This window comes from Vibrio hepatarius, from assembly GCF_018860525.1.
Lineage (GTDB): Bacteria > Pseudomonadota > Gammaproteobacteria > Enterobacterales > Vibrionaceae > Vibrio > Vibrio hepatarius_B.
The window spans coordinates 87,820-106,248 of sequence record NZ_JAHKPM010000004.1 but is presented as its reverse complement, the minus strand read 5'-3'; the positions used below and the strand labels follow the sequence as shown (position 1 = coordinate 106,248).

At 41.5% G+C, this 18,429-nt stretch carries 18 protein-coding genes; 13 read left to right on the top strand and 5 right to left on the bottom strand.

The annotated features are described in order from the left end of the window. The first annotated feature begins 36 nt into the window (after positions 1-36). The 3 genes from KO511_RS00630 to KO511_RS00620 all read left to right on the top strand — a co-directional run bounded on the left by KO511_RS00630 (position 37) and on the right by KO511_RS00620 (position 2,557). On the top strand, positions 37-1,218 hold the full coding sequence (locus tag KO511_RS00630; RefSeq protein WP_215985588.1) for an amino acid aminotransferase: 1,182 nt from the start codon (positions 37-39) through the stop codon (positions 1,216-1,218). A gap of 71 nt (positions 1,219-1,289) precedes the next feature. Continuing rightward, positions 1,290-1,925 carry an ATP-dependent zinc protease family protein gene (locus KO511_RS00625; protein WP_215985587.1) on the top strand — a complete coding sequence of 212 codons (636 nt, stop codon included), beginning with the start codon at positions 1,290-1,292 and terminating at the stop codon, positions 1,923-1,925. A gap of 221 nt (positions 1,926-2,146) precedes the next feature. Further along, positions 2,147-2,557, top strand: a complete 411-nt coding sequence (locus KO511_RS00620; protein ID WP_215985586.1) for an NUDIX hydrolase — start codon at positions 2,147-2,149, stop codon at positions 2,555-2,557. Between the two features lie 77 nt (positions 2,558-2,634). On the opposite strand, the gene KO511_RS00615 is transcribed toward KO511_RS00620, so the two are convergent. Together KO511_RS00615 and KO511_RS00610 are read right to left on the bottom strand one after the other, a co-directional pair. Further along, positions 2,635-3,108 (bottom strand): FKBP-type peptidyl-prolyl cis-trans isomerase, encoded by a 474-nt coding sequence (locus tag KO511_RS00615; protein ID WP_215985585.1) that lies wholly within the window; start codon positions 3,106-3,108, stop codon positions 2,635-2,637. Positions 3,109-3,126: 18 nt separating this feature from the next. Further along, positions 3,127-3,747, bottom strand: coding sequence for a thiol:disulfide interchange protein DsbA/DsbL (locus tag KO511_RS00610; protein WP_215985584.1), 621 nt, complete (start codon positions 3,745-3,747; stop codon positions 3,127-3,129). 189 nt (positions 3,748-3,936) lie between these two features. On the opposite strand from KO511_RS00610, the gene KO511_RS00605 reads away from it, so the two are divergent. The 4 genes from KO511_RS00605 (at position 3,937) to glpK (ending at position 8,257) form a co-directional block, all read left to right on the top strand. Continuing rightward, on the top strand, positions 3,937-4,560 hold the full coding sequence (locus KO511_RS00605; protein ID WP_215985583.1) for an OmpA family protein: 624 nt from the start codon (positions 3,937-3,939) through the stop codon (positions 4,558-4,560). Positions 4,561-4,640: 80 nt separating this feature from the next. After that, complete coding sequence (locus KO511_RS00600) at positions 4,641-5,414, top strand: substrate-binding periplasmic protein (RefSeq protein WP_215985582.1); 774 nt, start codon at positions 4,641-4,643, stop codon at positions 5,412-5,414. Positions 5,415-5,842: 428 nt separating this feature from the next. Next, positions 5,843-6,694 carry an MIP/aquaporin family protein gene (locus KO511_RS00595; protein WP_125323067.1) on the top strand — a complete coding sequence of 284 codons (852 nt, stop codon included), beginning with the start codon at positions 5,843-5,845 and terminating at the stop codon, positions 6,692-6,694. Between the two features lie 45 nt (positions 6,695-6,739). Further along, positions 6,740-8,257, top strand: coding sequence for a glycerol kinase GlpK (gene glpK / locus KO511_RS00590; protein WP_215985581.1), 1,518 nt, complete (start codon positions 6,740-6,742; stop codon positions 8,255-8,257). Between the two features lie 67 nt (positions 8,258-8,324). Here glpK and KO511_RS00585 read toward each other — a convergent pair whose 3' ends face one another. Beyond that, complete coding sequence (locus KO511_RS00585; RefSeq protein WP_125323065.1) at positions 8,325-8,648, bottom strand: DUF496 family protein; 324 nt, start codon at positions 8,646-8,648, stop codon at positions 8,325-8,327. A gap of 191 nt (positions 8,649-8,839) precedes the next feature. Between KO511_RS00585 and KO511_RS00580 the strand changes: the two genes are divergently transcribed. The 6 genes from KO511_RS00580 to luxQ all read left to right on the top strand — a co-directional run bounded on the left by KO511_RS00580 (position 8,840) and on the right by luxQ (position 15,201). Beyond that, a complete protein-coding gene (locus KO511_RS00580; protein WP_171360727.1) occupies positions 8,840-9,034 on the top strand; it encodes a hypothetical protein in 195 nt (64 codons plus the stop codon). 29 nt (positions 9,035-9,063) lie between these two features. Next, positions 9,064-9,723, top strand: coding sequence for a YceH family protein (locus KO511_RS00575; RefSeq protein WP_215985580.1), 660 nt, complete (start codon positions 9,064-9,066; stop codon positions 9,721-9,723). Beyond that, on the top strand, positions 9,724-10,047 hold the full coding sequence (locus KO511_RS00570; RefSeq protein ID WP_171360725.1) for a GIY-YIG nuclease family protein: 324 nt from the start codon (positions 9,724-9,726) through the stop codon (positions 10,045-10,047). A gap of 171 nt (positions 10,048-10,218) precedes the next feature. Further along, complete coding sequence (locus KO511_RS00565; protein WP_215985579.1) at positions 10,219-11,358, top strand: conjugal transfer protein TraF; 1,140 nt, start codon at positions 10,219-10,221, stop codon at positions 11,356-11,358. A 178-nt stretch (positions 11,359-11,536) separates the two neighbouring features. Continuing rightward, a complete protein-coding gene (locus KO511_RS00560; protein WP_215985578.1) occupies positions 11,537-12,631 on the top strand; it encodes an autoinducer 2-binding periplasmic protein LuxP in 1,095 nt (364 codons plus the stop codon). 2 nt (positions 12,632-12,633) lie between these two features. Continuing rightward, positions 12,634-15,201, top strand: coding sequence for a quorum-sensing autoinducer 2 sensor kinase/phosphatase LuxQ (gene luxQ / locus KO511_RS00555; protein WP_215985577.1), 2,568 nt, complete (start codon positions 12,634-12,636; stop codon positions 15,199-15,201). A 68-nt stretch (positions 15,202-15,269) separates the two neighbouring features. On the opposite strand, the gene glpD is transcribed toward luxQ, so the two are convergent. Together glpD and KO511_RS00545 are read right to left on the bottom strand one after the other, a co-directional pair. After that, positions 15,270-16,802 carry a glycerol-3-phosphate dehydrogenase gene (glpD, locus tag KO511_RS00550; RefSeq protein ID WP_215985576.1) on the bottom strand — a complete coding sequence of 511 codons (1,533 nt, stop codon included), beginning with the start codon at positions 16,800-16,802 and terminating at the stop codon, positions 15,270-15,272. A gap of 297 nt (positions 16,803-17,099) precedes the next feature. Then, on the bottom strand, positions 17,100-18,365 hold the full coding sequence (locus tag KO511_RS00545) for a hydroxymethylglutaryl-CoA reductase (RefSeq protein ID WP_215985575.1): 1,266 nt from the start codon (positions 18,363-18,365) through the stop codon (positions 17,100-17,102). Between the last annotated feature and the right edge of the window lie 64 nt (positions 18,366-18,429).

Below are 18,429 nucleotides of genomic sequence, written 5' to 3'. Positions count from 1 at the left end.
CGTTGCAATCAACATAGCAAAGGATTATTTCGTCACATGTTTTCTCATCTACCGACACCCGCTTTAGACCCTATTCTTTCATTATCTGGTATTTTTCGCAGTGATCCTCGCGAACACAAGGTGGATTTAGGGGTTGGCGTGTATAAAAACAGCGCTGGCCAAACCCCGATAATGCAGGCTATTTCTCAAGCGCAAGATATTGTTGTCGCATCGCAAACAACCAAAGCGTATGTTGGCCTGGCGGGATGTGAGGAGTTTAATCAAGGTATGATTGACCTGCTTTTGTCGGGTACTTCTGCTACGGAGAGAGTGGCGGCCATACAGACTCCTGGCGCAAGTGGAGCGCTAAGAATGCTGGGCGATCTAATCAAAGTTGCTCAGCCTGATACTTGTGTGTGGCTGTCTAACCCAAGTTATGTCAATCACAGACCGGTAATGGAAGCGGCGGGCTTGAAGGTTAAACAATACACCTACTTTAGCCCGCAAACCAAGCAAGTTGATACAAGTCATATGCTGGAAGAGTTGGCTCAGGCTGGTCCAAATGATGTAGTGTTATTGCATGGCTGCTGCCATAACCCAACGGGCGCAGATATTGATTTTGCTACGTGGCAAGCCATCACTGAGCTTGCACAAAAAAATGGCTTTGTGCCGTTTGTCGATGTGGCTTATCAAGGCTTTGGTGATGGCTTAGAGCAAGATGTTCAGGGGCTGCGCTTTATGTCTGATAATGTTGAAGAAATGCTGATTACCACCTCTTGCTCGAAAAACTTCGGCCTCTATAGAGAGCGAACTGGTGCCGCGTTTGTGATTGGTAAGTCGCTACAAGACGTAGGTAATGCTAAAGGAAGATTGCTGACGCTAGCTCGCGCGACATACACAACGCCGCCAGATCATGGTGCTGCGTTGGTGAAAACTGTGTTACAAAACCAAGAGTTGACTAAGCTATGGAAACAAGAACTCAGCGAGATGCAACAGCGATTGGCCAGTTTGAGACAGACCTTGTGTCAAGAGCTTCGTAATACCCATAACACGTCACAGTTTGATTTTATCGAGAGCCACAAAGGCATGTTTACTATGCTAGGATTTAGCCAGCAGCAGATGGTACAACTGCGTGAAGACTATGGCATTTATGGTGTGACGGATGGTCGAATTAATATCGCTGGTTTGGCAGAAAAAGACATTGCTTATGTCGCTGATGCGATAGTGAAGGTCTCTTAGATTTTGTGCCAAAGCCCACATTGACGTGGGCCCTTTGTTATAAATATGGTGTTAGAAAGTTAGGTGATAAAATGGATAAAATGTCAAAGGCTTTGGTAGCCATGTTATTAAGTGGAGGGTTAATGGCTTGTTCCACCACAAGTCAGCAGCCGAAAGAGCCACAAACTAAACCCGCTGTCGAGCAGCCTAAAGGCGAATCTGATAGCTCTAAAGCCGATAAAAATAGCCAAGTGGCGGAAAAACCTAAACCCGTTAAACCTAAACCTCAGCCGAAAAAAACCGCCGATGGTAAGTTGATTTTAGGCCAGCAGGAATGGGTGTATGTGCCTGGGTTTGAAGAGAATTTTAAAGCCCGTATTGATACAGGTGCTACCACTTCTTCAATAAGTGCGACTGATGTAGTTGAGTTTGAACGTGACGGGCAAGATTGGGTTAAATTTAACATTGAGCATGATGGGACAAAGAGCAAACAGATGGCATTGCCCGTTGTGCGCTGGGTTAAGGTTCGTCAGTCCAGCTCGGAAAAATCTCAGCGCCGCGCTGTGGTGGAATCTTGGGTTCAACTGGGCGATTTGAAAGAAAAAACTGAGTTTACCCTTGCCGATCGTACCCATCTCAAATATCCCTTGTTACTGGGAAGAAGCTTTGTCACGGATGTGGCGATTGTGGATGTGAGTAAAGAGTTTGTGCAGAAAAAGCACAAGTAAGCGGTTTAAAAGTAAAAGTCATCATTTAACGGCACCTCAAGGTGCCGTTTTTGTTATGGATATCGTGTTTTTTGAAGGCAGTATCAGAACTCAGTGAACTATTCCGCTAACCTTGCGGCTTGGATAACGGTGTAACATCGCAAGGGCAGCCTATTACTCGTCGTTTGTCCCCGTTTTTGTCGCTCAGCCGATAATGTCTGCTTATTCTCAAGGAGTCTTTAATGAAGTATTTATCGATGGCGGTGGTCATCAAACAAGGTAAGGTTTTGATCCAAGAACGTTATCGCTCGAACCAAGGTATGGTGTTTGAGTTCCCCGGCGGGGAAGTAGAAACCAATGAGTCGGGTACTGACGCTGCTATCCGCGAGCTATACGAAGAAACGTATATGAGCGGTTTATCTCACGTTGCAACCTATAGCGATATTAATGAATACGGTGGCCGTATCTATTATGTGGTGCTACATGCCAGTGCAGCTGATGAGCCAAGAGCGCAAGACTCAAGCCGCCAGCAGACTTTTCATTGGCTCTCTCTAGGTAATTTACCAATCGATGATTTTTATAAAGCGGACGTTAGCTTCATTCGCAAGTATTTAGCTAAACATTTACAGCGAGAAGTTGGAGAGGTGGCCTGATAAGATTTATTGCTGCCTTGATGGCCTAAATATGCCCCTTTCATATCCTTAATATGTATGAAAGGGGCATATTATCATTATTGTATCTCTATTAGCTCAACATCAAAGATCAATGTTGATGAAGGTGGGATCGGGCCTGAGCCATTTTTCCCATAAGCCAATGTACTAGGGATGAAAAGGCGAAATTTATCCCCTTCAACCATATATGTTAAGCCTTCTTGCCAACCTTTGATAACTTGGTTTAACCCAAACGAAATTGGCTCTCCGCGCTCAACTGAGCTATCAAATACGCTTCCGTCGAGTAGAGTGCCATGGTAATGCACTTTGACCTTGCTTTTTGGGCTTGGATTCAATGTACCTTCACCTTTTGACAGTACCTTATATTGCAGCCCACTCTCTGTGGTAATAATGCCGTCTTGCTTGCCATTTTCGAGCAGAAATGCTTGGCCGGCAGCAAAATTTTCCTCCCCCGCCTTACCTGTGACCAGAGTACGGTAAATCATAAAACCCGCGAGAACCAAGATGACGATAGGAATAATAATTTTAGACATGGGACCTTTCCATAATTGTTAGGGTTGTTGTATTAGATAGTTGATGGTGTTAGCAATGCCATCGAGATCTTTATGCCCAGCAAGTAGTACCATGTATTTACCTTTGACGATAAAGGCGGGTACGGCATTAATCTGGCCTTTTTGCGAGATCTGAGCGGCTTTCTGCATTTCCGTGAACAAGGCTTTTTGCTGCGATTCACCTAATTGCTCAGGACTGGATAGCCCTTGTTGTTTAAACACCTTATTGATGGCTTGTTTTTGTTGCTGAGCGGTTGAACCATTACCCATTTGCACGGCATCAAATATAGCTTTCATCATCTCATGGCTTGGTGTTGTCCCTAGCTGAATTTGTGCGCTGTAATAAATCATGGCACTGACTTGTGCGCTTTGATCAAATATGACATGCAGTTTGCCGAAAGTTTGATCGGTCATTGATTCAAGTTGCGGTAGAGCTGATTCCATATTCGCACAATGTCCACAGTTAAGTGAAAAAACTTCAGTAACGACGGGGAGCTGATATTCGGACAAATCAGCGGGTAAACGCTCAAACTGCTTTCCTTCTTGAGGAAGGTCACTCTTACTGCAGCCCACCAGTAGGGCCATCAAGCTAAAGCCAATAAAGGCCAGTATTTTTTTCATAGTGGGTACTCTTTACCATCAAGTGAGATGTATAAGTCTGAAGTGGTTGATTCTACCTTGTCATGACAGGGAAAAAAACAGTCGGTGAATAGACTTTGTGTCAAAAACAAAGTCTGCATTTATAATTAAAGTATTTCCCAATTCGCCGATATAAATGTTGTATCGAAACAAAAAAGAAATGGTGGATCGATGAGATACCTTGCTTTGCCTCTTCTCTTGTTGCTCACAGGTTGTGGGAACCTTGCAAAAGAAATGCGTTATTTGTCCGATGACATGTTAGAAACTGCGCCCAAATCAGACATGCAGGTTCGATATCCGACTTGGGGAGATGCGCCAAAAATAGTTTCACAGAGCGGTGTTATGGGACCAATGGGGCGAAGCCGAGCTGTAAGTGACAGCGATTTACAGAGCTTTTTGATGAAAAATGGTGTTGATCATGAAGTGCTACCAGGCGACCATCTGATGGTTAAGCTAACTGATACGATTAAATTTAATACTGGGTCTTCGATGGTCAAGCCCAGCTCAGCCTATTGGATTAATAAAATGGCTAGTTATTTAGCCACCCAACCAGGGATTGACATTGTAATTGATGGCCATACCGATAATACGGGTCCGCCGTCTCGTAATGACGTTTTATCGATGAAACGAGCCAAAGCGGTCAAAAAACAGCTCATTCGTAACAATGTCGCAATGGATGCTATTTTTACTCGTGGTTATGGTGAGTACCTCCCTGCATGCTCAAATAACACCAGAGCGGGGAAAGCTTGTAACCGCCGTGTTGAAGTATTGTTCATTGTCTCTAATCAGAGATAAATTCGCGCTTCATTAAAGCCACAGCTAAACTTTAATTTGTAAGCTTTAGCAACTCCTTTAGTGATTTATATGGGAAGCGGATGCCTGACTATTTAGAAAATATAATTAAATCTTTTTTGCTTCTTTTTCTACTACTTTTTTCATCTTCAGTAGTTGTCGCTAAGCCACTGATTATCACAGTCAGTGAATACCCTCCTTATCACTCAAAAGATTTGCCTGGTTTTGGCATTAATGCACAAATTGTAAGCGCAGCGTTTGAAAGCCAAAAAGTGGCGATTGAGTACCAGCAAATGAACACATGGAAGGAAGCCTTCGATTATGCAGCAGAGGGTAAAGCAGATGCTGCCGCGTTATGGGAGTACAACCAAGCACACAAGAATGATTTTTTGATCAGTGACTCTGTGTATAAAATAAATGCTCATTTTTTTTATAACAATAAACGTGAGTTTAGCTGGCGCAAAGTCAGCGATCTTAAGGGATACACTATCAGTGCTTTAATTGGTGGTTATTATGGTGATGCTTTTGAAGCCGCTGAAAAGAGTGGGGAGATCAAGGTCATCCGGGTATATGATGAGACAGAGAATGTGAAGAAGCTTGTCGATGGATCCATTGATCTTGCGCCTTTGTATATTACTAGCTTCAATTATGTGCTGAAAACACAAGGTTTAGCTGATAAAAGGGCAGAGTTTAGTTATCACCCTAAGCCTTTGTTTACCAACTCTGTACACTTGTTAATGCCAAAATCGAACCCTCAAAGCAAATACAATATGGTGTTGTTTAACGAGGGTTTAAAAGCTATAAAAGCAAATGGTGCACTTCAATCTATTCTCAATGACCACCTTAACTATCGTTAATTCATATCAAGAAATTGTTCAATCTGACTGAAATCTCTTTCGTTAATCTTCGTTTTTGTTCATTAATGGATGGTTCACGTTATAGCCATAGTAATAGACTCAATGGATCAACAAACAACAATTAGTTAATAATTGAGTCGTTAATTTTTTGATAAACCTAATACTTTGGTACCTATCTACTCGGTAAGTTTAACTTATGGCGAGAGAGCACATATAGCTAACTTTACCTCTTTACGACTAACAATGGTTGGTTAAGAGAATAAAAAGTAGAGTTAATTAACAAATCAGAGAACATAAATGCAACAAAGTGTGCTCGAACGCTCATTAATGGCTCGGGAGCGTTTCATATGGCAGTCAGGTATGCAGAATACCAATCGCAATCATAGCAAAACCAATCGTACCCATTAATATAAACAAGGACTCTTACTATGACGGATAGAAAACCCACTTTGCTCGGAGAGTGTATTGCCGAGTTCATAGGGACAGGATTGCTGATTTTCTTTGGTGTGGGCTGTGTAGCAGCCTTAGTACTAACAGGTGCTCAGTTTGGCCAATGGGAAATCAGTGTAGTCTGGGGCTTTGGGGTGGCAATCGCAATCTATTGTACAGCAGGCGTATCTGGCGCACATATTAATCCGGCAGTTACAATCGCATTGGCAGCGTTTCATGGCTTTGATAAAGCTAAGGTTGTGCCTTACATCATCGCTCAAATGCTTGGGGCGTTTTGTAGTGCTGCATTGGTGTATAGTTTGTACAGCAATTTGTTTATCGATTATGAAATCACCCATGGTTTTGTTCGCTCTAGCCAAGAGGCTCTTGCGACTGCTGGTATTTTCTCAACCTATCCTCATGCTTCTTTGTCATTTTCTGGGGCTTTGGCTGTTGAATTTGTGATAACGGCCGTACTCATGTTTGCGATTTTGGCGTTGGGTGATGAGAATAATGGCGCTGCTCGCGGCCCTATGAATCCATTATTGATAGGTGTACTTATCGCTGTGATCGGGAGTTCATTAGGTCCGTTAACTGGGTTTGCCATGAATCCTGCACGTGATTTTGGGCCAAAGCTATTTGCTTACTTTGCTGGATGGGATTATGCGCTGACTGGTGCTAAAGACATCCCATATTTTATTGTTCCTATTCTTGGCCCAGTTGCTGGCGCGTGTTTTGGTGCTTGGGCATACCCTAAAGTTATCGCACAATATCTACCGAATACGGGCACTGGCTGCACAATCCCTAATCAGTGTGATGATACTGAAGAGAATCAAGAAGCCCACGTGTAACACTAAAATCTATTGATATAAGTATTGAAATAAAAGGAAATTATCATGACTGAGCCAAAATATATTGTCGCGCTTGATCAGGGAACGACGAGCTCCCGTGCAGTGGTACTTGACCATGATGCTAACATTGTCAGTGTTTCTCAGCGTGAGTTTACTCAAATATACCCTCAGGCGGGTTGGGTTGAACATGACCCTATGGAAATCTATGCCACGCAAAGTTCAGTTTTAGTTGAAGTCTTGGGCAAATCTGGGATCCGCAGTGATGAAGTGGCGGGTATAGGTATTACTAACCAGCGTGAAACCACCATAGTTTGGAATAAAGACACAGGCAAGCCAGTCTACAACGCTATTGTTTGGCAGTGCCGACGCACAGCGGCTATATGTGAAGACTTGAAAAGCCGAAATCTAGAAGAATACGTCCAGGAGAATACAGGTCTGGTGTTAGATCCCTATTTTTCTGGCACAAAAATTAAGTGGATTTTAGATAACGTTGAGGGTGCTCGTGAAGATGCGAATGCCGGTAAGCTCTTGTTCGGAACAGTAGATACGTGGTTATTGTGGAAGATGACTCAAGGGCGTGTCCATGTAACGGACTATACCAACGCTTCTAGAACCATGCTGTTTAACATAAATACACTTCAGTGGGATGAAAAACTGCTGCAAGAAATGGACATACCTTTATCTATGATGCCAGAAGTTAAGACATCATCAGAGGTTTATGGACAAACCAATATTGGCGGTAAAGGGGGAACTCGAATTCCGATTGCGGGGATCGCAGGAGATCAGCAAGCAGCACTGTTTGGACAAATGTGTGTCAATGCAGGGCAAGCAAAAAATACCTATGGTACAGGTTGCTTCTTGTTGATGAATACTGGCCAAGAAAAAGTGACATCTAAAAATGGACTACTGACCACATTGGCTTGTGGACCAACGGGTAAACCTGCCTATGCACTTGAAGGAGCAGTGTTTATGGGTGGGGCATCTATTCAGTGGCTAAGAGATGAAATGAAGCTGCTAGCGGATGCTAAAGATTCAGAATATTTTGCCACTAAGGTTGATACGTCTAATGGTGTTTATGTTGTGCCTGCGTTTACTGGACTTGGTGCTCCTTACTGGGATGCTTATGCCCGTGGAACCATTGTTGGTTTGACTCGAGGTGTTAATTCAAACCATATTATTCGAGCAACATTAGAGGGGATTGCTTACCAAACACGTGATGTGCTAGATGCAATGCAAGCAGACTCTGACATCAAACTCGAAGCTCTTCGTGTCGATGGTGGTGCGGTTGCCAATGATTTCTTAATGCAGTTTCAATCTGATGTTCTTGATACTCAGGTGCTTCGTCCAAAGGTCACGGAAGTAACCGCATTGGGCGCTGCGTACCTTGCTGGTTTAGCGGTAGGTTTTTGGGGTAGTCTAGACGAAGTTGCTGATAAAGCTGAAATCGATAAGACTTTTGTACCTCATCATGACGAAGAGAAACGCAGCCGACGTTACAAGGGTTGGAAGCGTGCTGTGAAATGTGCTCAAGTGTGGGCAAAGATGCATGATGAAGACGATTAAACTATTGAAAAGATTATAATATAAATGATGCCCACGGTGTAAATGGGCATCATTTAAATAAGGCAATTTAAGCCTTCTTTTTACCCTGTAATACTTGCTTGTCTTCTTCAGTAAGTTCACGGATACGTCGACTAATATCACGGCGCTCTTTGGAGATTTCCGCACTTTTGATAATGTGGTCGTCTACGCGATCTTCATAATCTGCTTTCATATTATTGATGATGGTGATAATTTCATCAGGTGTCATATTAGGCTTGATGTAATCCATCAAGTTATCCAAAAGGTCAACCCTCTTTCGGTTATCACGAACTTTTTTCTCATTGTCGAGCAGTTCACGCTTTAGCTTATTTTTTCTGCGAGCCTGAGCTACGATTTCAAATACTCCACTCATAAGTGTCATTCCTGCTTTTGCTTACCTTTAACTGTCGATGATTAAACCACAACATTTCTGCCGATAACAGGGTTAAGATCAACAACTCTATAATGATGACTAGTTTAACACCAAAAAGCCAATACAGTGATTGAGCATAAGTGGTAGTCAGGATATGATTTCGTTATTAATAAAAATAAAAGCTAACGTTTATGCGAATGTCCAGTATTGTAGTCCCGAAAGTTGAGAAGGCTGAATTGTCCCCGCAAACAAGTAAGATTGTTGAGGCATACCGTAAAGAACGTCGGTGTCAGGAATTGACAGAAGTTGAGTTAAATCGTAGAAAAATCATTATGATTGATGAGTATGGTAATATAAAAAAACCATCGGCTCTTTCCGAACACTAAACTAGGAAGATGTGACTAAGGATATGATAATGAATATAGATTTAAGCGATATAGAAGCTCGAGTTATTGGCTGTTTAATCGAAAAGGAAGTTACCACACCGGACTATTATCCATTGACCCTCAATAGTTTGACCAGTGCATGTAATCAAAAAAGCAATCGTGAACCTGTTATGACATTATCTGAAGTTGATGTTCAACAAGCTGTTGATGGGTTGATTGCTCGCAGGCTTGTTAGTGACGAAAGCGGGTTTAATAGTCGAGCTAGTAAGTTTCAACACAGGTTCTGCAATACCGAATTTGGCGACTTAAAGCTAACAGCTCAAGAAAAAGGGATTGTCTGCTGTTTGTTGCTTCGTGGAGCTCAAACACCTGGCGAGTTACGTAGCCGTACAAATCGATTAGCAGATTTTAGTGATGTAAAAGAAGTCGAGTCAATCTTAGAAAATATGGCATCACCAAGTGACGGATCCTTAGTTGTTAAACTAACACGGGAAGCCGGCAAACGTGAATCTCGTTATATGCATTTGTTTAGTGGAGAGGTTGATATTGAAAGTTTTGTAGTGTCGAACTCTCATTCCAGCAATGTTGAATCTGATATAAAAAGGATCGACGCACTGGAACTTGAGGTTGCTGAATTAAAAACGCAGTTAGAGGCATTGCGTCAACAAGTGGTAGGTTTGTCCTCCTAAATGCCATCTAAACAAACAACTAAGCCGTGTTCTATATGGTTTGTATACTTGATCCGGACACGCTTAAATGCTCTATATTGCGGCATAACAACAGATGTTTTCCGTCGTTATGCACAGCATTGCCAAGGTACTGGCGCTAAATCTCTCAAAGGAAAAACACCTTTGATACTTGAATGGTATCAAACCATCGGTAAAAGCCGTTCAATGGCATCTAAATATGAATATCGTATTAAGAAATTATCAAAATCTCAGAAAGAGCAACTGATAAGTGGAGCAGTATTGCTAGATGATATTATCGATATTGAAGAGGGTCCAGTTAGCTAGAGTCCGTTCACCCAGTAATGAAACAGAATTGTAATCTCGATAATTTATCAATCAATTTTTTATCTTTACCACAAATTTCATGTCATGTAGTTGATATTAAATAGATTGCCCATCAAATAGTTTAAATCTGTATTAACCTTGAAATAGAACTTAAATAAGGTTGGTATGGATATGAAACTTTTAATGAAAGCCATTTTAATGTGGTCGATAGCTTGGATTGCTATTGTGGTGAATGCGGCAACGGTTGTCCCAGATGGACGTGGAAATGGCATGGGCAATACCGGTGTTACGTCGGCAGATTATCTGTTGGCCCCTTTTTATAATCCTGCATTGGTTGCTATTCATAGAGATTCAGATAAATTTGGCGTACTTTTCCCTGGTGTGGGTTTAAGACTGAGAGACACGGATGAAACCTTAGATACCGTGGATAAGCTTCAAGATGAGATCAAAGCTTTTAAAGTAAACTCCTCAGACTCTGCTGCAGAAGCGAGGTTGAATAGTTATTTAGATCAAATTTCGGATGATAAGCCGTTGGGAGTTAACGGTGGTGTCGTTGCCGCAGTTGCATTGCCTGTTGATGTTCTGTCGACCAATATATTTACTCGTGGGTACGCCGAAGTTATCGCGAAGAGTGATATTTCAAGTTCGACGGATACTCAAACTCGTTATGAGAACTCGAGTGTTGATGTAATCGCATTTGGCTACGGTGAGTTTGGTGTGGCGATTGCTAAACGGGTGAACTTTCTAGGACAGGATGTTTCTGTTGGGATTTCTCCTAAGTTTCAAACCATGCGAACATACAAACAAGCAATTACTGTTGAAGACTTTGATATCAAAGACTACGACAAAAGTGAAACGAAAAAAAATGCCTTTAACATAGACCTTGGTGCAGTATGGTTATATGAGCAGTTACGTGCCGGAATTGCTGTGAAAGATTTATTCTCGCAAGAACTTCAAACGTTAGATATTGGAGGTGTCAGTACATATAAGTTGAACACTCAGGTTACGGTATCTGGGGCCTATGCACTAGAATATTTTACAGCCACCACCGATTTCGATCTCACTAAGCAAGAAAGATTTACCGATCAAAATGATGATACTCAATTTTTACGCTTTGGAGTGGAAGGTAACGCGATGGGTTGGGCTCAACTCAGGGTAGGCTATGAAATTGACCTAGAAAATACACTTGATAATTCAGTAACGCTTGGGGTTGGTATCAGCCCAGGCGATCTAGTGAGCTTTGATTTAGCAGGTAGCTATGCTGGTGATAATCAATATGGCTTATCAGGGAATTTGGCATTTACTTTCTAGTCTTGAGTTGTTAATGCAGAGATTATGTGGCTAGTTATTCAATTTGTATAAAATATTTGCCGCACATTCTCTGCTTAAGATAAAAACTTACAAACAGTGGTTAAATCAGCTCGAAAGGTAGGGGCACCCTATGTAAAATACGAAGTAATAAAAATATTTTTATGAGAAAGGATAATTGATGCTAAAGGTGATGCTTTTGTCAATGACTCTCGTTTTAACTTTGCCGAGTTACGCACACACGACTCAAGTCCTCAATGGGTACTGGCAATATGATGAGTATCTAGACGCTAATCCAGAAGAAAAGGTTCTGACTCAGGCTTTGGCTGATGCAGTAAGAAGGCAAGCTGTACCAATTTCTGCTAAGCAATCGACCCCCCTTTCTATTTCAGTCGTGTATCCCGGACAGCAAGTGTCAGATTATTGGGTAAGGAATATTAAAGCATTAGAAGCGCGTCTTACCGAATTGGGTATCAACTATGAGATAAAACAGGTTTTTACTCGACCTAATCTAGATGTTAGACAGCAAAGTCTATCACTTCTTGAAGCAATACAAAATAAAGCGGATTATTTAATTTTTACTTTAGATACCACTCGCCATCGCAAGTTTATTGAAAATGTTCTCAGCTCAAGCGACACTAAACTCATTTTACAAAATATCACTACACCTGTAAGAGCTTGGGGTGACCAAAAGCCATTTATGTATGTTGGTTTTGACCATGTGAAAGGGACGCGCTTACTTGAAGATTACTATAAAAAACGTATTCCAACTGGTAGTAGATACTCTGTTTTATATTTCTCTGAAGGGTATGTCAGTGATGCTCGTGGTGATACGTTTATTGAAGAGATGAGCCATCATGATTCTTACAAACTCTCTTCATCTTTTTATACGACAGCGACCAAAGAATCTGGATTCAATGCTGCGATCAAAGCCGTAGAAAAAGATCCTGAGATTTCATTTATTTATGCGTGTTCGACTGATGTTGCTCTTGGCGCTGCAGAAGCACTTAAGGAGTTAAATCGGGAGGATATTATCGTCAATGGTTGGGGAGGAGGTAGTGCAGAGCTTGATGCACTCGCTAAAGGTGATTTAGATGTCACTGCAATGAGAATGAATGATGATACTGGGGTTGCTATGGCTGAAGCAATAAAATGGGACCTTGAAGGTAAAGAGACACCCAATGTTTATTCTGGGGACTTTGAACTTGTGTTAAAAACAGATAGTCATTTTAAAATAGACAAATTAAAGCAAAGAGCTTTTAGGTATTCGGATTAATAATGTCATTTTTAGCTCGGCGAGGGACTAAAAAACGTCTAGCCACATTACTTACACGCTCCATCTTTCTTACCATAGCGGTTTTGTCTTTGGTTGTAGTGCTTCAGAACTACCAAGTTAATCGCCAGGTTGTTTCTCAAGAAGTGGCGCGTTCTAAATTACAGACCCAAAGTTTAGTACAACAGATTTTGAACTTTAGGCTCGAAGCTCTGGAAATACAGCAAGATAGTTACAGTAGAAATGGCTCTTTGGTTGAAGCTTTTGTTACTTCAGATACCAATCGATTGGCACGCTTTTTTAACGGTATTGATCAGGGTTCTCCGGAACTCGCTCCTGACTTTCGTTTTATTACTGAACGCTCTCAAATTTTATGGGACGACGCAAACTATCAGTTCTATGGTTTATCAATGGAGCAGTTATCGCACATCAGTCAAGATATGACTACAGGAGGAAGCTGGCACTTATCACAAACTCCTTCGTTACTTGGAACTCGATACCTGATGGTGCGCCGTGTCCCTATTATAAATATGGGTTCAGGAGAAGTGCTAGGTTTTTTACACATTGCGGTTGTATTGAACAATAATTTTTCTTTAATGAATGCAGTGCTTCGAGGGAGTAATGCTGATCAAGTTCTACTTGCAGTAGGATCAGAAGTCATTGCATCGAGTACGAAAGATATTGACTTAAGCCATATTGAGTGGCTGGAAGAATCTGCAGTGGATTTTACTGCAAGTAAATACATGGTTTCTAAAACGGATTTAACAATTAGTGATGTGCCTACTTTTTTGTCTATTTATACCATTCAAGACAATAAACCTATCGTCATTTTAGTTCGGAGCCATTATATGTGGGTTGCAATCGCTGTGGTATTGCTTTTTTTGATTGCGGTATACGGCCGTTTATGGCTTGGTAAGCGAGTTTCAAAAGAGCTTTTAAAACTCATGAATTACACTGAGAATTCCGTCGAAACGAAAGGGATGAACCGTTTCCCAGGGTCTCATATAGAAGAATTTGATCAGATTGGTTCTTCTTTTGAATTGTCTTTTCAACGTTTTCACGAACAGGAAAAACAATTTGCTGACTTATTCAACTTCTCTCTTTCACCAATGACTTTGTGGGATTCCTGTGGTCAGCTTTTGAGGAGTAACCCTGCTGCAGAAAGAAGCTTTCTCGTTAATAATGATATTGAAAAAGGGGATTACCATCTCTTAATTGAAAAACTTGGCCCCCATATACGGTTGTGTGCCAAAGGAGCCGCGTTAAAGGGCATTAACATATCTATAAGAGAGAAAACATATCGCTGGAACTTGTCACCGATCTTTATAGACAAAGGAACCAACAATGTGTTGGCTCAAGGACAAGATGTGACGAGCTTTGTCGAAGCAGAAGTGCAAAGTCTTGCTGCGAGAAGGGAAGCGGAAGAAACGGCTAAAGCGAGATCTGATTTCTTAGCTAAAATGAGTCATGAACTGAGAACCCCGCTTAATGGTATTTTAGGCGTTTCACAGTTACTTAAAGGTAAATTATCTGATACTCAAGATGTTGAGCACCTTGATGTGCTGTGTAACAGCGGCGAACACCTATTGGCCGTATTAAATGATATTCTAGATTTCTCGAAAATAGAACAAGGTAAATTTCATGTGCAGTCTGTTGATTTTCGTTTAGTAGAGTTAGTGAGTGCAGTAGAGAAAATCTATACTCCACTCTGTGAAGAGAAAGGAGTTAGCTTTGAGGTTATTACTAATCTGAGTGACACGACTTTTGCCCATAGTGATCAAGTTAGGCTTAATCAAATATTATTTAACTTGGTGAGTAATGCTATCAAGTTTACCCATCAAGGTAGTGTAACGGTATCAATAAAGTGCCTTAAACAGGTAACTGGATGCTATTTGAATATAAGTGTAGTAGATACTGGTATCGGTATAGAACAGGAGCGAATAACTCATATTTTTGAACCTTTTGTGCAAGCCGAATCTACAACAACTCGTGAATACGGTGGTAGTGGTCTTGGCCTTGCTATTGTTCATAGCTTAGTCGAAATGTTGGATGGCCAAATTGAAATAGAGAGCGCTATAGGTAAGGGAACGTGTTTACATCTATCAATTCCTATCGAATTGGTTGTTTCTACAGAGCAAGTTGAAGCCAATATATTAGTTGAACCTTCAACCTTGTTTGAAAGAGCGCTTAATGTTCTTTTGGTTGAGGATAACCACACTAACGCATTTATAGCCAAAGCGTTTTGTGAAAAATACGGTATGAAAGTGATATGGGTTCAAGATGGTTACAATGCGATTGAAAAATTAAAACAGCAGCATGATATTGATTTGATCCTAATGGATAATCAGTTACCTAACTTGGGCGGTATAGAAACGACGAAAATAATTCGTGAAGATATGAAATTAGGCACACCTATTTTCGCCTGTACAGCCGATGGAATGCAAGATACAAAACGCGCTTTTTTAAATGTGGGTGCAGACTATGTTATTATTAAACCTATCAAAGAGTTGGCGTTAAATCAGGCTTTCATCCATTTTAAGGAAAACCATCTCAATAAGATTGAACAATATTGAAACCGATGGTTCAAACAAAGGCTCAGGGGGATACCCGTGAGCCTCTTAAAATCTCTTGCAAAATGCAGTTAAGCACATTGCCTTTCGATACTGTAGTGGTTTGCTTCCAGATACTTAGCAATGGCAAGATAGCATTGGCTATCGCATGATAGGTGTAGTTTACTTCGGCGCATAAGGATGTCTTCAGCATTGGCCGCCAGCTCTTGTTTAACCATATAGTCAATTTCAATTTGGTAGATCCCTGAAGAGAAAATAATACCTAAGTCTTGTTTGGTTCTTACACCCTCAAGTAACTGATTTACTCGACTACCATATGATTGAATCCATCGCGTGCGTGTATCGGGATCAACAAATGGAATTTCGCTGGCTAATTTTGCTTGTAAACTGGTCCATGAAAAATGTTCACCACCGGGTAAAGGAGCTTCTTTAGTCCAAGGCTTGTTTGGGTCGAAATAGGGTGAAAGATGCTGCATGGCAGATTCAGCCAACTTCCTATATGTGGTTAACTTACCGCCGAAAATTGATAGTAGCGGCGCCTCGTCAGTTTGACCGTCTAATGAAAGTGTGTAATCACGAGTGATCGCTTGTGGCGAGTCAGATTCATCATCACACAGAGGGCGAACACCACTGAAGTCAGCAATAATATCATCCATTGCGAGTTGCTTGCGAAAGTGGCTGTTAGTCACTTTAAGCAGGTACTGTTTTTCTTCATCACTGATCGATACATGACGTGGATCACCATGAAACTCGACATCAGTTGTTCCAATAATTGAAAATTGATTGAGATAGGGGATAACAAAAACAATTCGATTATCTTCATTTTGCATTATATATGCTTGTTCTTCGTCGTGGATTTTGGGTACGATAATATGTGAGCCTTTAATTAATCGAATACCATAAGGAGAAACCAGTTGGGTATTTTCGGTCAGAAAATCTTTTACCCATGGCCCAGTGGCGTTAACCAGGGCTTTTGACTTTCTGATTAACGTTTGCCCTGTGCGTAGGTCATTTATTTCGACATGCCAAAGTCCGTCAATACGACTTGCTTTAGTTACTTGGCAGTAGTTGCTGACTTCTGCTCCTAGTTCCCGAGCTTGAATGATATTGAGCATGACTAACCTTGCATCATCAACCCAGCAATCAGAATATTCGAAACCTACGTTGAGCTCAGATTTCATGACATTTTCATTATCAAGTTTGATTTTTTTACTGCTAGGAAGAGAAGTTCGTTTACCCAAGTGGTCGTATAGAAATAAGCCTGCTCGTATCATCCACGCGGGGCGAAGAAATGGGCGGTGAGGCAATCTAAATCTCATTGGGAATGCAATATGTGGTGCTTTTGCAAGAAGCACTTCACGTTCAGCGAGCGATTCACTCACTAGGCGAAATTCATAGTGTTCCAAATATCTCAATCCACCATGTATAAGCTTAGAGCTCGCTGAAGAAGTAGCGCCAGCAAAATCTTGTGCTTCATAAAGGCCAACTTTTAGTCCACGCCCTGCTGCATCTGCAGCTATTCCAGCACCATTTATACCTCCGCCGACGACAATTATATCTAGAAATTCTTGTTCTTTTTGTTCATCTAAGTAACTTACGGTCATGTAATTGCCATCCAAATGTTCGTTCGAGCACATTATTTTCGTTATGTAATCATATTGTAGCCTTGATTGTTAGTGTTTGTCCGGTTAAACATGATCGAGATCATCAAATAATCATAATACGAAACTTATACGAGCTTTGATTGTTTATAAAAGAACAAGAAACTGGAGACGTTAAGCTGATATATGGCTGTGCATATACCATGCAAGGCCTATGGCACAATATTGATATATAGGCGGATGGGTATAATTGCGGGGTAATGTACGCACGCTAATTTTAAATTAGCGTGGTAACAGGTCTTAGGATGACCGGGCGAGCTTTTGGTGTGCTTTCGAAAAATGACCCGCACTGAATGCGCCAACAATAGAAAGTTCACCCGCAAGGCATACTGCTGCGACTACTTCGGAAAGTATTCTTGCTTTTCCTGAACCGTATAGACCCATGATCTCGAGACATGCTCTTTGGCTTGGTAGGTGAGTGCCACCACCGACGGTTCCTACCATTATATTGGGTAAAGTGACACATGCATATAAGCCACCTTCTTTGTTAACTTCCATACGTGTAATACCAATTGCAGACTCCGCTACGCATGCGCTGTCTTGTCCGCAAGCGGTATAAAGAGCAGCAAGAGCATTTGCATAGTGTGCATTAACACCGATTCCGCCACTAATTGAAGCACCTGTTGTCGTTAGTTGTCCAAATTTAGCCATTTTCTCAGGTGTGGTGTGTAGGTATTTTTCGACGAGTTCTTTTGAAAGGTTTACCTCAGCGGATACCTTTTTGCCCCTAACGTGCCTTAGCGTATGTGCGTTGGGTTTTTTGTCCCCTGACAGGTTACCATCAAGAAAAGCCTCTTGAGGTTGGGTTGGCGTCTGGGCGCAGATGTAATTAAACACCTCATTGGTCGCAATGGTAACCATGTTTTGCCCTGATGCATCGCCGGTATGAAACTCAAATATTAAATATACGCGGTTACCCTCAATATTAATGTTTATATCATTTAATTGCCCATGCGATGTCGTTGACTCAGCAATTTTCTTAAATTGGTCATATTGTGTTACAACCCAGGCAACAAACTGACCTGCTTGTGAGAGTCGCTGGAACTCAAAAACTGGAGTCCTTGTTACTCCTTCATTAATCAGTATCGCACTGGCACCACCACCTGCGGTAATAAGTTGTGAACCGCGGTTATACGAGGCAACTAATGCGGCCTCTGTTGTCGCAAGGGGGATAAAATAATCCCCTTGAGCATGTAAGCCATTAACACGAAGAGGCCCTGCGATGCCAACAGGTACTTTTACTGTGCCGATAAAGTGTTCGATGTTCTTATTGTATATATCAGAGCCCTGCAGCGTGTATGGATCAAGCAGGTGCTGTTTTTGTGTTAGCTCAGCTAATATCTTCCAGCGTTTATCTAAATTTTTGATAGACACATAAGGGCTCGATGTTAGACGTTGCTTTGGTGGTTCAAAGTTAGGTTTGAGCCTTTCCTCTAAGGTATCTGAGCAAGGACCTTGGTCAAAAATCGATTTTCTGTCACGGTGAGATAAGTTGAGTTTGGGCATGGTGATGAAAAAAATGATGTTGTCGGGAGATTCTAGCGACTATTGAGCGGAAGGCAACACTTGT

Excerpts from the sequence above, each read along its gene's own strand:
- KO511_RS00605 (WP_215985583.1), top strand. The coding sequence starts at position 3,937 with ATGAGATACCTTGCTTTGCCTCTTCTCTTGTTGCTCACAGGTTGTGGG.
- KO511_RS00615 (WP_215985585.1), bottom strand. The coding sequence starts at position 3,108 with ATGTCTAAAATTATTATTCCTATCGTCATCTTGGTTCTCGCGGGTTTT.
- KO511_RS00580 (WP_171360727.1), top strand. The coding sequence starts at position 8,840 with ATGCGAATGTCCAGTATTGTAGTCCCGAAAGTTGAGAAGGCTGAATTG.
- KO511_RS00600 (WP_215985582.1), top strand. The coding sequence starts at position 4,641 with ATGCCTGACTATTTAGAAAATATAATTAAATCTTTTTTGCTTCTTTTT.
- glpD (WP_215985576.1), bottom strand. The coding sequence starts at position 16,802 with ATGACCGTAAGTTACTTAGATGAACAAAAAGAACAAGAATTTCTAGAT.
- luxQ (WP_215985577.1), top strand. The coding sequence starts at position 12,634 with ATGTCATTTTTAGCTCGGCGAGGGACTAAAAAACGTCTAGCCACATTA.
- KO511_RS00575 (WP_215985580.1), top strand. The coding sequence starts at position 9,064 with ATGAATATAGATTTAAGCGATATAGAAGCTCGAGTTATTGGCTGTTTA.
- KO511_RS00545 (WP_215985575.1), bottom strand. The coding sequence starts at position 18,365 with ATGCCCAAACTCAACTTATCTCACCGTGACAGAAAATCGATTTTTGAC.
- KO511_RS00565 (WP_215985579.1), top strand. The coding sequence starts at position 10,219 with ATGAAACTTTTAATGAAAGCCATTTTAATGTGGTCGATAGCTTGGATT.
- KO511_RS00560 (WP_215985578.1), top strand. The coding sequence starts at position 11,537 with ATGCTAAAGGTGATGCTTTTGTCAATGACTCTCGTTTTAACTTTGCCG.
- KO511_RS00625 (WP_215985587.1), top strand. The coding sequence starts at position 1,290 with ATGGATAAAATGTCAAAGGCTTTGGTAGCCATGTTATTAAGTGGAGGG.
- KO511_RS00585 (WP_125323065.1), bottom strand. The coding sequence starts at position 8,648 with ATGAGTGGAGTATTTGAAATCGTAGCTCAGGCTCGCAGAAAAAATAAG.
- glpK (WP_215985581.1), top strand. The coding sequence starts at position 6,740 with ATGACTGAGCCAAAATATATTGTCGCGCTTGATCAGGGAACGACGAGC.
- KO511_RS00595 (WP_125323067.1), top strand. The coding sequence starts at position 5,843 with ATGACGGATAGAAAACCCACTTTGCTCGGAGAGTGTATTGCCGAGTTC.
- KO511_RS00570 (WP_171360725.1), top strand. The coding sequence starts at position 9,724 with ATGCCATCTAAACAAACAACTAAGCCGTGTTCTATATGGTTTGTATAC.
- KO511_RS00620 (WP_215985586.1), top strand. The coding sequence starts at position 2,147 with ATGAAGTATTTATCGATGGCGGTGGTCATCAAACAAGGTAAGGTTTTG.
- KO511_RS00610 (WP_215985584.1), bottom strand. The coding sequence starts at position 3,747 with ATGAAAAAAATACTGGCCTTTATTGGCTTTAGCTTGATGGCCCTACTG.
- KO511_RS00630 (WP_215985588.1), top strand. The coding sequence starts at position 37 with ATGTTTTCTCATCTACCGACACCCGCTTTAGACCCTATTCTTTCATTA.